Genomic DNA, 12,588 nt, shown 5'->3' with positions numbered 1-12,588 from the left:
CTACCTCGTGGGCCTTTCGACCCGCTTCCACTTGTCGTTCTCGTTCCTCGTCCACACTTCGGGGTGCTGGTTAGGATCAAGCACTAAATGGTTGCGGCCCACGTGGACAACACCCATTTCCGCTAGACGGGCTCCATGCCTCTCCTGGCAGGACGTGACAAGACCAACGGATGATCGCCGTCCTCTCGCATTTGATGTTCCAGGAAGATATCGCCCGCGTTCTCGACGCGGATGAGCACCTGAAGACCTACCACAAACGTGATATCGTTGCAGCCCAGCTGTTCCTGAAGATGCTCTCCTTTAAACCGAGCCGGACCTGCTGCTCTTAAAGGCCGCGGAGAGCTGCCTTCGCTCATGCAGTTTCGGCTGCAGCTGAAACGTGGGTCTGGCAGTCGGCCGGGCAAACCCTGGCGCACGCACCGCAGCCGATGCAGGCACCCTGATCGTCCAGGACCATGATCTTCTTCTCGATCTCCTCGTCGTCGTCATTGTCGAGCTCGATAAGTTCGCCTTCCTCGTTGATTCCTTTCAAGGTCATGACATCTCGACCGCACACCTTGAAACAGCGGCCACAGCCGATGCATTTCTTTGCATCGATCGTGATCAAGTATTGTGGCGTCCAGTCGCGTCCGTCTCGTGTTTGAAACGACATGCATTGCCCCTCTAGGTATTCTCCAGCGCCTTTAAGGCGAGGCTCTTGCGCTCAAGTTCGGCATAAGCATCGTACGCCTTCTGCGCGACCACCATGATCGAGGTCCAGTTGATGGGCAGTTCTTCCGAAAGGTCGTGCAGATCCATCTTGGCCTGTATCGCCTTGGCAGACACTTTCCTAAGTTCGGCCTTCAGTGTTTCACGATCGCTCATGAGTGTGCATCCTCAATAGTTCGCCACGTCGGGGAATTTCCGAATCAGGTCAACTCCATCCGTGACATATTTATCCCCCTCCTGAGCCAGCTTGACGAAACTGTCGAAACCGAAGCGATGCACGTCGCGCAGCTGCTTGTTTACGGCGACCAACCGCCCTGCGATGAGCACTATGCGCCCGAAGCCTTCATGATGCAGCTTCAGAATCGGCTGAATCATAACGCCGGTCTCCCTCTCTACTGACAGCGCAACTGCATTGAAGAACAGCTCAAGCCGCCACAGTGTCTTGGCATCGGGATCACCAATAATCGGCAATGCGCGCCGCTTCTCCATGTTCAGGATATAGGGTTCGAGCAGATCACGATCGCTCTTCCCTTCCCAGGCTCCGTTAGTATCCTGAGCACGCCAAATCTTGACCAAATCGATGAGGAATGGCGCGTCGACCGGGCTGGCCTGCTGCTCTATTTTTTCGGTCATATCACCTCATTCATCAAACTCGAACGTTCTCCCCTGGTCCTTTGCCATGACCTTGCGCAGCCAGAGAGGTGGTGTGCCCTTCAGCACCCGCTCGAGTTTTTCTAGGAGCACTAGAATGTTTTCCGGTTTGCTCACCTTGATAGGATGGATTTTGTTGGCCACCACTCGCGCAGCCGCTGCACCACCAATGGCAGCGACGTAAAGGATTGCGCAATCCTTGATAGCCTCGATCTTTGGCGCCAACTTATCATCGCTGCCGTCTTCCTTAAGATCGCCATCAAACTCGATCGCTTTAACAAACACGTGCCCGCCAGGAGCGACATCGTAGATTGCGATATTCTTTGCCCAACCAAAATGAGCATCGACGCGTCTCAGGTCCTGAGTGGCAAACGCAACTTTCATGCAACCGACCTCTCAGTCGCGACGGTGGAGCTGCGATGGCCCGCGCATCGTGGCAGTACGCGCCCAGTCCGCCACTTATCGGGCGTAGGCTGATCGTTCTCGTCGCGATGCGCAATCACGAGATTCGCGATTTCGAAGATCACATTCCGCGTACCACGGTAGCCTACCGATAGCTGGTGTCCCGCGCCAAGTCGATCGAATATCGGAAAACCTGCGCGATAGAACGGCACCTTCAGCCGCGCCGCCGCTTGCCTTCCATGCGAATGCGTGATCAGCAGGTCACAATGCCTCTCTTTGGCAAGGTCTTCCAGATCTGCGAGATCGCCAATGATCACTTCATTGGTCTTGATCCGCTCGATCACCTCCGACTGAGTCGTCGTCACGGCAACGGTCACCTGCGTGCCCATGTCGCTCAGCATGCCGGACAAATCGAGCAGAAGATCTGGCTCGGCACCGATTGCAAGTTTGCGACCGCCAATATGGAAGTGCGCATCCAGCATAGCATCTGCGAGCTGACTGCGCTGGCGTCGATATTTCAAGGGTATCGGGCGGCCGCTGATCTCGCTCAAAAACGTCATGAACTCATCATTCGGACAAAGGCCACACAGCCGCTCGAAGACACGAAAAGGCACGCCGGTCTTTGCCTGCATGACCTCTGCAGCTCGCCGCATCTGCGCGCCGATTGCAATCGTCCACCCGGCGCGGCCCATATTCGCAATTTCGCCGACGTCGATGCCGCCGACGGTCGTTGGCGTAAACTCATCGGGGATATGCCCATCGAGCGATCCCGCCAGGTCAGGGAGGAAGGACGGAGACAACCCGAAATCCTCCAGTATGACACGGAGTTCATCAAGATCGCCGGGCGTGAGGTGACATCCCGGCAGAACATTCACCCTCGATGGATCCCTCAGGCGACTGGCATTTGGCCCATCCACCAGCACCTCCACAATGCGCGCGACAGCCTTCTCCCAGCCGTCCTGGAACGCACCCTTGAAATCAGGTGTCGAGACGTAAACGAGCGGCAACTTTGCGAGTTGCGGATGCTTGCTCCGGATCAGCTTGAGGTAGGCATCCACATCGTCGCCGTTGGTCTCGGTGACGCCAGTCGAGCAGATTCCGATGATCTTTGGCTTAGCTCGCTTGTAGATGTTCAGTATCGCCTGCTCGAGATTCTCATAACCACCCAGTACAGTCGTGACCTCACTCATCGCGGTGGTCTGCAGCGGTACAGCCTCTTTGAAATGCCGGACAAAGAGCGTGAGCCCGAAGGATGTGCACCCCTGGGAGCCGTGCAGAAGCGGCATCGCCCCGCCCAGCCCCATGAAGGCGAATGCGCCGCCGATCGGCTGGCTCATCTTCAGCGGGTTGACAGCGCAGGCTTTTGTCGGCGTCGTGACGATGGCCATGACGCCTCCCTACTCTGCGGCCTGTCGCATGGCAGATGGCTCGGACACCAAGATCTCGTCGATACGTCTTTGACAGCAGCCACCGACCGCATTGGTATGCTCCCTGACCGCTTCGACGCTCCTCAGGCGATGCGCGTAGATTGCATCCTCGATCGTGCCCAGATCGACCCTGTTGCAGATGCAGATCTTCCTGGCGCGGCGCGACTTTTCGGCGAGCGCCGGGTCGGCGAGCGCGGTCGCGGGCGATTGCATCTGCTCCATCGCCTTAGCCAACGCCTCCCATGGCGCAGGTCGACGTAGCTGCTCCCACATCGGACTGGAGAGCGACTTATCGATCTCCTCCACCAGCTTGACCATTCCGACATAGCCCATATAGGCGTGGCAACGCTCCTGGTTGATATCGAGCCAAGGCACCGCCGCTTTCAGCGCGACGAACTGCGACTTGCCGCCCGATAGCATGATGTCCGCTTTTGCGCCCTTCAGCATCTCGTACATTTCGCGCGGCGTCATATTCTCGATCATGTTGGCATCATGCCCCATGAGCTCCTTAATGCGCTCCTTATCTTCCTTGGTCGATTTCTTTACGCTGGTGCCGACTAACTCAAGCCCGGCTTCCTGGAGTGCCGCAACGACCGACCATGACTTGACGCCCCCGGTCATTAACAAGGCCTTTTTGCCTCCGAACCGTGGCTTATACGGCTCGATCGCACCCCAGGCCCACGCTTCCTCGCGCGCGATCAACGCTTCGGTGCGCCCGAGCAGATCTGTCGGGGCGCCGCGTTCAACCAATAAGCGGGCAATCTGCCGTAGCGATTCGCTCGAATCTTGAATACCGTAGAAAGAACCCTCGAAGAATGGAATCCCGTAGCGTTGCTCCATTTTGCGTGCGACGTTGATCATGGACTTTGAGCACACCAACATAGCCGCCCGTGCGCGATGAGATGAAGCGACTTCGCGATATTTGCCGTCGCCTGAGATGCAGCAGAGAATTCGTACTCCAAGCTCGTCTAGTAATGGCTTCACTTGCCAGAGCTCGCCCGAAAGGTTGTATTCTCCGATGAGATTGATGTCGTACGGGGTGGTGTAGTCCGGTTCTCGTGTACCGATCACATAGTCAAGCAAGGCCTCGCCGGCCAGCTTGTTGCCGAGATTCTTCGAACCGACGAAGCCCGGAGAATTGATCGGGATCACCGGCTTTAGAAATCTTCGAGATGCCGCCTTGCAGACTGCGTTGATGTCGTCGCCGATCATCGCTGGGATGCAGGTTTGATAAACGAAGATGGCGCACGGATCGTACTTGTCGATGATCTCCTTGATCGCTTTGCAAAGCCGCTTCTCGCCTCCGAATACAATATCGGTTTCGCTCAAATCGGTTGTGAATGCGGTGCGCCACAGATCCGAGCCGGACGACACCGCACCCCGATTGTCCCAGGAATTGCCCTCGCACGCGATCGGACCATGTACCAAGTGAGCCACGTCGGTGAACGGCTGCAACGCAACCTTGGCGCCATCGAAAGCACAGCCGCCGGCAGCACTACCCGGCTGCAGCTGTTTGGTGCAGCCGTTCCTGCGTTCAGCCTCTGACTTACTGCCATTCTTGGCGCAGCCTGGCTCGTCGAAGATATTCTGGACCGTGGCCGCTAGTGAACTCATCCTGTTTCCTCTCAGGGCGAACAAATTGCAAACTCAATGACCATGTGCTCGTGCCATCGCCCATTGCCTGGGCGATGGCACGCGCAGTCGCTCATCAGCGAATGATGTCGAAGCTGTAGTCCGTTTTGCCAAGAACGTTGGTGTTTTTGTCGATCTCGTCGAAGATCTTGTCCAGGATCTTCACCAGCACATTCAGGCCGCCCTGATAGCCCCATAGGGGGGAGCGGTGATGGTGATGCCGATCAAAAATCGGAAAGCCGATGCGGATCAGTGGCGTTCCGGTATCACGCTCCAGGTACTTCCCGTAGGTGTTGCCAATCAGAAAATCGACGGGCTCAGTAAACAGAAGTGAGCGCATGTGCCAGAGGTCTCGGCCGGGATAGGCTTGGCAGCCCTGTCCAAATGGCGAGCTTGCAAGCAGCGCCTGCATTTTTTCCTGCCATGCCTTGTTGCCGTTGGTAGACAGCACATGGGTCGGTTCGGCGCCAAGTTCGAGCAGAAACGCAGCCAACCCATAGCAAAGATCCGGATCGCCATAGATCGCGAACTTCTTGCCATGAACATGCGCGCTGGAGTCGGCGATGGCGTCCACCAGGCGGCCACGTTCTCGCGCAAGTTGCTCGGGAATCTCCTTGCCGCTGAGGCGTGACAGCGCGACGATGAAGTCATCCGTTGCAGATAAGCCCACCGGGTAGTTGAAGGATACGACGTCCTGGCCATGCTCCGCCACGAATGCCAGCGTCTTTTCCGTGCACCACTGTTGCATGGAGATAGTCGCCTTGGCATGAATCGCGTTCGCCGCATCCTCCAGCGTCGTACCACCATCATACATCCGGAATTCGCCGTCGGTCGGAGTATCGAACACTTCAGAATTGTCGGCGAGAACCGTATGCTGGATGCCCATCAATTCCAAGATGCGCTTGATCTCGCGAAGGTTCCCAACGGTATAGCCATCGAATCCGCCAATGATGTTGATCGCCCCATTCGGTTTGCGCTCAAGCTTCGGCGCTGTTCCGGCCTTGCCGTCCCAAAAATGCTCCAGAATGCCCTTGAGCGCATTGTCATAGCCGGTGACGTGGCTGCCGACGAACGCCGGCGTGTGGGCGAACGGCACGTCGAAATCCGCCGGAACCGAGCCTTTTTCTTTCGAAGTCTTGATGAAGGCGTTGAGGTCATCGCCGATCACCTCGGCCATGCAGGTTGTGGAAACCGCAATCATCTTGGGCTTGTACATGTTGTAGCTGTTCGCCAGCCCGTCGGTCATGTTGTTCAGACCGCCGAATACGGCAGCGTCTTCCGTCATTGACGAAGAGACACAGGAGCTAGGCTCCTTGAAGTGCCGCGACAAATGACTGCGGTAATAGGCCACACAGCCTTGCGAGCCGTGGACGAAGGGCAACGTGCGCTCAAAGCCAACAGAGGCGAATACGGCGCCAAGCGGCTGGCACGCCTTGGCCGGATTTACCGCTAGCGCCTCCCGCGCGAAGTTTTTTTCGCGATATTCGGCGGTTTTCGTCCATTCCTTGATACGTTCGACCTCGGCGGGATCGCGAGGGTTCTCGAATATCTTCTTCTTGGCCAGCATCTGCTGGTATTCTGGACCGCGGAACAGTTCGACATGATCGATCACGTGCTCGGCACTCTGCGCCATTGGTGAAATCCTTCACTATCGTCGAGATTGGTATCGCCCGGCTTTCCCAAGCGAGATGAGTTGCTTTATTCCGCAGCCTGGAGCTTGGCCCTCGAAGCTTCCTTCCAGGGGGCCTTCGTTTTCTTCCAAATCGGCGAGTTGATAGCCATGTCCATGTCGCGCGCAAAGATCGCGAATCCGTCATAGCCGTGATATGGACCCGAATAGTCCCAAGAGTGCATCTGCCGGAACGGCACACCCATCTTTTGAAAAACGTACTTTTCCTTGATACCTGACCCGACAAGGTCAGGCTGGAGCTTTTCGACGAAGCGCTCGAACTCGTAGCCATTGACGTCATCGTAGATAAGCGTGCTGTCCTTCACGTAGTGCTGAGCTGTCCGCTGATAGTCATCGTTGTGACCGAACTCGTATCCGGTGCCAATGACTTCCATCCCCAGGTCCTCATATGCGCCAATCACATGACGCGGACGGAGCCCGCCGACGTACAGCATCACCGTCTTGCCCTCCAAGCGAGGCCGATATTTTGCGATCACCGCGTTCACGAGCGGCTGATACTTCTCGATTACCCGCTCGGCCCCTTCCTTGATCTTGTCGTCGAAATAACCCGCAATCTTGCGCAAGGACTCTGCGATCTTTAATGGTCCGAAGAAATTGTACTCGCACCACGGGATACCGAACTTCTCTTCCATGTGGCGTGAGATATAGTTCATCGAACGGTAGCAATGCAGAATGTTGAGCTTTGCCTTCGGCGTTGCTTCGAGCTCAGCCAGTGAGCCATCGCCGGACCACTGCGCGATTACCCGCAGGCCCATCTCCTCCAGCAGAATTCGTGATGACCAGGCGTCGCCCCCGATATTGTAGTCTCCGATAATCGCAACATCGTACGGCGTCGGCTCGAACTTGGGTTTGCCATCGCCCTCGAGATGCCCGAAAATCCAATCTCGCACCGCATCGTTCGCAATGTGATGGCCCAGTGACTGCGACACGCCCCGGAAGCCCTCACAACGGACCGGCACGATGGTCTTGCCGCCATATTCCTTGGATTTCGCTCGTGAGACGGCTTCGATATCGTCACCGATCAATCCGATCGGGCATTCCGATTGGATCGTGATGCCGTTGTTGAGTGGAAACAGCTCTTGGATTTCATCAAGAATTTTGACCAGTTTTTTGTCGCCGCCGAATACGATGTCCTTTTCCTGGAAGTCGGAGGTGAACTGCAGGGTCACGAAGCTATCGATACCTGTGGTGCCAACGTAATAGTTGCGACGCGAACCCCACGAATACTGACCGCAGCCGACGGGGCCATGGCTGATATGAACCATGTCCTTGATTGGTCCCCAGACCACCCCCTTTGAGCCTGCATAGGCGCAGCCTCTGATCGTCATCACGCCAGGTATGGATTTGATGTTGGACTTCACGCCGCAGTCTGACTTTCCGGCCTGGTGAACATTGAGGTGCTTGGCACGCCGTTTCGCGGTTTTCTCCGGATAGACCTTCAGCACCTCCTCGATCAGCTCTTTGTTGCGAGCCCTGATTTCTGCGATGCTCTGGGTCGTGGCGAGGCTCATCTGATGTCCTTCAAGGTTAGCTGTTGCGAGGGCGGCTTCTTGACCAAGACTTTTGCAACCAGCATGCCAGCGTCTCGTGAGCACCAAGACCGTAACAATCAAAGCTACTTAGCGCGCCTCGTGCGGTGACACGGGCGTTGTTGCGAATCCGACATCCCGCTTTCGCAGAGAACTCTTGGTGTGGCCCCGTTCGAAATGGAACAAGGCGGGCTCTGCCTGAAATTCCTGCCCAGTTCTGACAGGCTTGCCAATGCTTCTATACTTACTGAAACCTACAGATGCTGCGAAGAGATCGATGTGCCCGTGCGTGCCCTTATCAGGCCGTGGCAACTGCTCGCGTGACCTGGCGAGCGTAAACGAGGCGACGCAGCTCGCGTTGAGCTCTGCAGCATGGGATCGTGCACGTCATCATCATCGCAGCAGGTGATGTCGGCCAGCCCGCTTGCGGCCGACTTCCGCCTTCAATCGCAGAGCACTGCAGTCGCGGTGTATTGTAAAGTCCAAGGGACACACGGCACGTCGCCAGCAGGCTGAAACACTTGAGCAGCGGCATCGCACAGTGCGCCCCCGTCCGAACGGCTACACCGGCGCGGTCGAGCATGGCGGTAATATCATGCGCATGTGTTCCCTTCACTTCAAACGAAATGATCGGCCCTTCTCGGCCGGAGTCCCGATCATGCGCACGAAGTTGATGGCCTGAGACTCCTCCGGGTAACCGAGCAGTATTTTCTCGTGCGTGTGGTTCTGCACCTTGCCTATTGAATTGATGTAATCGACAGCGGCGCCTAAACCGATGGGCTTCGACGATCGGCGGCGTACCCGCTTTGACCTGGTGTGGCGGATCGCCGTAAATGACACTGGAACGCAACCTCGCGAATCATCTTCCGGTTGAAGGGCGACATCGAGGCCAGTGCTCAGACTTGCCGTAAAGTACCCCGACCCCAGTCGGACTGTACAGTTTGTGACCCGTCATGACTTAGAAATCGCAATTGATCTCGCAGAAGTCGGCGTTCAGATGGACGCATTCCTTGCGAGCCGTCGACCCGGCGAACGCAAGCCGTTGATTGCGTTGGCGACGATACGCAGCGCGTCGATGTCGAGGCCAGCATCGATCTCGTCCAGGCCGCACAGGCTCGGCTCGAACAGCGCCATCTGCAAAACTTCGTTGCGCTTCTTCTCGCGACCGAAGAAGCCGACATTGAAGCCGCGCTTGAGCATGTCCTGGGCGAAGTTAAGCCAACCGTCTCATTTCAGAAATTCGCGGGTGTAGAATTCCTGCTCGCCGCGCGCCTTGCGTCGGGCGTTCAGTGCGGCCCGCAGGAAGTTCATTGTAGTCACGCCGGAAACTCAACGGGATACGGAACACCCCTTGGCGCGCCTCAAACCGCAGGCGAATCGGTCTGGCGCAGCGTCGTCACCCAGATCACGCGCGCCACCTGCTGGGTCGGGTTGTCGAACATGTGCGGCACGACGCTCGGAAAACGAAAGCTGTCGCCGGCTTCCAGCACATGGGCCTGGTTGTCGAGCCACAGCCGCAGGCCGCCCGAGAGGATGTAGCCCGCCTTCTCGCCGGTGTGCTGCAGGAAGTCGGTGCCGGAGGAGGCGCCGGGATTGAGCGTGAGCTCGTAGAGCTCGAGCTGGCCCTTGCCTTCCGGGGTCAACGCTTCCTTGACGACGCCGCTGGCGGTGAGCCGCAGCAGCCGCCGGTTGGTCTTGCGCACGATGTAGCGCTGCCCGTCGGCGGGATCGCTGCTTTCGAAGAAATAGGAGATGGGGACATCGAGCGCGATGCCGAGCAGGCGCAGGGTGCGGATCGAGGGCATCGCGCGTGCGCGTTCGAGCTGGCTGATCATGCCGGTCGACAGGCCGGTCTTGTTGGCGACGTCCTGGATCGAAAGGCCGGCGCGCTGCCGCAGCAGCCGCACGGTTTCACCCAGGCGCTGGTCGACCGCATCGTCAGCTTCGATCGTGGAAGCGTCCTTGGGGCCGTTGCTATCGCCGCGACCATCCATGTCGCTCTCCCATGCATCATCTCAGCCTCGGGCATCGAGCCCGCGGCTTCAGTCAAGGTAAAAAGCTGACGCATTTCAGCAATGCGGTGACTGCTGTATTTAGTCGTGATGAAATTTTGCCAGAAAAATTTAGAAAAACTAAAGCTCACTCCTGTCCCTTTGCCGGGGTCTCGGGGCGGTGCGCTCGTTCCGCCGCAAGCTCTGCGAGCGGCTCGCGTGAGTCACCACGAGCTCGCGGCTAGCAAGTGAGAAAAACAGGAGACGGTTAGGAAAGGCGGCGGTGTCGAGAGCGTGTTCATTATGTTCGTGCGGGAGCTCCTCTCGTCGGCTACCCTACCTTTGCCGGCACGCAGGTATCGGGCACCGGGCAAACGACCGCGCATTGTGGCGCGTCAAAATGCCCTTCACATTGGGTACACTGGGACGGATTGATCACATATATGTCGTTCTTCAGGCTGATCGCAGCATTGGGACACTCGAACTCACACGCACCGCAGACGGTGCACTGGGATGCGATTATCTTGTAAGCCATCACTGCGATTCCATAAGCAAGGTGCGGGACAGTTTCTTGCTATCAAGTCTTGTGCCAGACAGTTTGAGCTTGATTCGTCTGGAGTAATTTCGATAACGCAAATCGCCGCCTCGACACGCTGTCGCAAATCCTACAAGGGGCGTGGCGGCTTGATCTCGATGCTTTGATTTGCGCATGGTTGATTCACAGCAGTCAGATCAGGTGAACCACCTTCTCCAGACTCAGGGGGGACGATCTGAGATCCTCCCCAACGCCTTCGTGCCGCGGCTAAGATCGATGCGTCGCGCGGCATCACGAAGTTCTCCGCGGGTCCAAACCAGAGCGCATCTTGTTAATTCCACTCACCGGGACAGCCGCGGCTTACGCGACAGCATCACGGGCAGCAACCGGCAGGTCCTCACCAGTCCGCCTCGCCACAGCCAGTCAGAAGGTCACGGCGGTCGCTCCAGATACAGTCACACCCGTGATGCGCGTCCCTCTCAGGGCCCGCGGAACGCATTTTCAGTTGCCCCGTATTGCGGGCAGAACCGGCATTCACATCCGCTGTATGGGGCAAAAGTACACTGTCTCCCCCTCGTGCGGGCGACTGAAGCCAGGTGTTCGTTTGGTGATCCTACCTACGCTCCGCGCTCAAAATAGATGCCGGCGGCGTCAGTCGATGGGTGTAGCCGAAAAAAAGCCACCCCAAAGGGTGGCTTAGTCACGGAGGAAACGCCCATGAGGGCCTTTGGGATCAGGCCGCAGCCTGTTCGATCGGTGAGAAGGGCAGCCCGAGGCTTTCGGCCACCGCTTTGTAAGTTAGCCGGCCCCGATGGACGTTGAGGCCTGCGCGCAAATGGGGATTTTCGAGCACGGCGGAAAAACCCTTGTTGGCCAGAGCCAAACCAAACGGCAGAGTTGCGTTATTCAGTGCTTGACTCGAGGTCAGCGGAACGGCGCCGGGCATATTGGCCACACTAATGAATGATGCCATCTACTTCGTAAGTTTGATCCGCGTGAGTGGTTGGGTGTGATGTCTCAAAGCAGCCGCCCTGATCGATAGCGACGTCCACGAGTACCGCCCTCTTGCGCATCGAGCTCAGCATGCTCCGGCGGACCAGCTTCGGCGCGCTCGCACCTGGAACGAGCACGGCACCAATCACCACATCCGCCGCAAATACCTCTTCCTCTACAGACTCGAGTTGAAAATCTGGTGCGAACGCGTCCTTCGAATAGCTCGTCCAGCTCGCGGAGCCGGATTATCGAACGATCGATGATGGTCACTTCTGCGCCCAGACCGACCGCCATGCGTGCCGCGTGCGTACCGACGACGCCACCTCCGATCACCACGATTCGGGCAGGCTGAACACCGGGCACCCCACCGATCAGCAGCCTCGTCCGCCTGTACTCCGCTTTAGGGCGCTACCCGCCGCTTCGATCGCAAGCCTACCCGCGACCTCGCTCATCGGCGCCAGCAGTGGAAGACCACCATGCGCATCAGTTACAGTCTCATAGGCGATCGCAGTGCATCCTGATTCCAGGAGGCCGGTAGCCTGGTCCAGGTCGGGAGCCAGATGCAGATAAGTGAAGAGGATGTGATTCTCACGCAGCTGAGACCATTCGGACGGCTGAGGCTCCTTGACCTTTACGATCATCTCGGTCAAGGCGAATACCTCAACGGCGGAAGTTAGAATCGTTGCGCCAGCATTGCGATAATCGTCATCGGTTGCACCAATGCCAGCGCCCGCATCGGTCTCGATCATCACGCTGTGGCCCGCTGCCACGTATTCGCGGGCAGCTCCAGGAGTAAGGCCCACGCGATATTCATGCGCCTTGATTTCTTTTGGGACTCCGACCTTCATTTGATAACTCCCTGCCTGACGCGGCCTTTCTTATCGGAAGCGAGCAGCGATATCGCGACGCAACCGACCGAAATGGCGCAGGAATTCAGCGATATTTGACAGGCTTCGCAGGATTTCAAACCCACGCGTGCCGAGCGGATCGTGTGACCTTGCTCGCTGAGCTTAACCGTCGACACTGAGCG

At 57.5% G+C, this 12,588-nt stretch carries 10 protein-coding genes and 4 pseudogenes; all 14 read right to left on the bottom strand.

Annotated elements, in window-relative coordinates; translation table 11 throughout:
- A pseudogene (locus EHH60_RS38895) lies at positions 1–356 on the bottom strand (hypothetical protein).
- A complete protein-coding gene (gene fdxB / locus EHH60_RS33840) occupies positions 353–652 on the bottom strand; it encodes a ferredoxin III, nif-specific (RefSeq protein WP_124163606.1) in 300 nt (99 codons plus the stop codon). Before fdxB ends, EHH60_RS38895 begins: the two are co-directional and overlap by 4 nt.
- 11 nt (positions 653–663) lie before the next feature.
- Positions 664–864: a CCE_0567 family metalloprotein gene (locus EHH60_RS33835; protein ID WP_036014914.1), complete on the bottom strand. Its 201-nt coding sequence runs from the start codon at positions 862–864 to the stop codon at positions 664–666.
- Between the two features lie 12 nt (positions 865–876).
- Complete coding sequence (locus EHH60_RS33830; protein ID WP_036032024.1) at positions 877–1,341, bottom strand: NifX-associated nitrogen fixation protein; 465 nt, start codon at positions 1,339–1,341, stop codon at positions 877–879.
- 6 nt (positions 1,342–1,347) lie between these two features.
- The gene (gene nifX, locus EHH60_RS33825) at positions 1,348–1,743 is read right to left on the bottom strand and encodes a nitrogen fixation protein NifX (protein WP_124163605.1); all 396 of its coding nucleotides are present in this window, start codon (positions 1,741–1,743) and stop codon (positions 1,348–1,350) included.
- Entirely contained in the window at positions 1,740–3,149 is a 1,410-nt protein-coding gene (gene nifN, locus EHH60_RS33820) for a nitrogenase iron-molybdenum cofactor biosynthesis protein NifN (protein ID WP_124163604.1), read from the bottom strand. Before nifN ends, nifX begins: the two co-directional genes overlap by 4 nt.
- Before the next feature lie 9 nt (positions 3,150–3,158).
- A complete protein-coding gene (gene nifE / locus EHH60_RS33815) occupies positions 3,159–4,802 on the bottom strand; it encodes a nitrogenase iron-molybdenum cofactor biosynthesis protein NifE (protein WP_124163603.1) in 1,644 nt (547 codons plus the stop codon).
- A gap of 94 nt (positions 4,803–4,896) precedes the next feature.
- Entirely contained in the window at positions 4,897–6,453 is a 1,557-nt protein-coding gene (gene nifK, locus EHH60_RS33810; RefSeq protein ID WP_124163602.1) for a nitrogenase molybdenum-iron protein subunit beta, read from the bottom strand.
- 65 nt (positions 6,454–6,518) lie between these two features.
- On the bottom strand, positions 6,519–8,021 hold the full coding sequence (gene nifD, locus EHH60_RS33805; protein ID WP_124163601.1) for a nitrogenase molybdenum-iron protein alpha chain: 1,503 nt from the start codon (positions 8,019–8,021) through the stop codon (positions 6,519–6,521).
- A gap of 316 nt (positions 8,022–8,337) precedes the next feature.
- Positions 8,338–8,994, bottom strand: a pseudogene (locus EHH60_RS38890) (aminotransferase class V-fold PLP-dependent enzyme).
- A gap of 59 nt (positions 8,995–9,053) precedes the next feature.
- A pseudogene (sufC, locus tag EHH60_RS33795) lies at positions 9,054–9,368 on the bottom strand (Fe-S cluster assembly ATPase SufC); the annotation flags it as partial.
- Between the two features lie 32 nt (positions 9,369–9,400).
- Positions 9,401–10,033 (bottom strand): cupin domain-containing protein, encoded by a 633-nt coding sequence (locus tag EHH60_RS33790; protein WP_124163600.1) that lies wholly within the window; start codon positions 10,031–10,033, stop codon positions 9,401–9,403.
- Between the two features lie 328 nt (positions 10,034–10,361).
- Positions 10,362–10,565, bottom strand: a complete 204-nt coding sequence (locus EHH60_RS33785) for a 4Fe-4S binding protein (RefSeq protein WP_036014930.1) — start codon at positions 10,563–10,565, stop codon at positions 10,362–10,364.
- A 733-nt stretch (positions 10,566–11,298) separates the two neighbouring features.
- Positions 11,299–12,406: pseudogene (gene ald, locus EHH60_RS33780) on the bottom strand (alanine dehydrogenase).
- Between the last annotated feature and the right edge of the window lie 182 nt (positions 12,407–12,588).

This window comes from Bradyrhizobium sp. RP6 (assembly GCF_003837805.1).
Taxonomy (GTDB): Bacteria; Pseudomonadota; Alphaproteobacteria; order Rhizobiales; family Xanthobacteraceae; genus Bradyrhizobium.
Note: the sequence above shows the minus strand (reverse complement) of the source record. Positions and strands in the feature narration are given on the sequence as shown.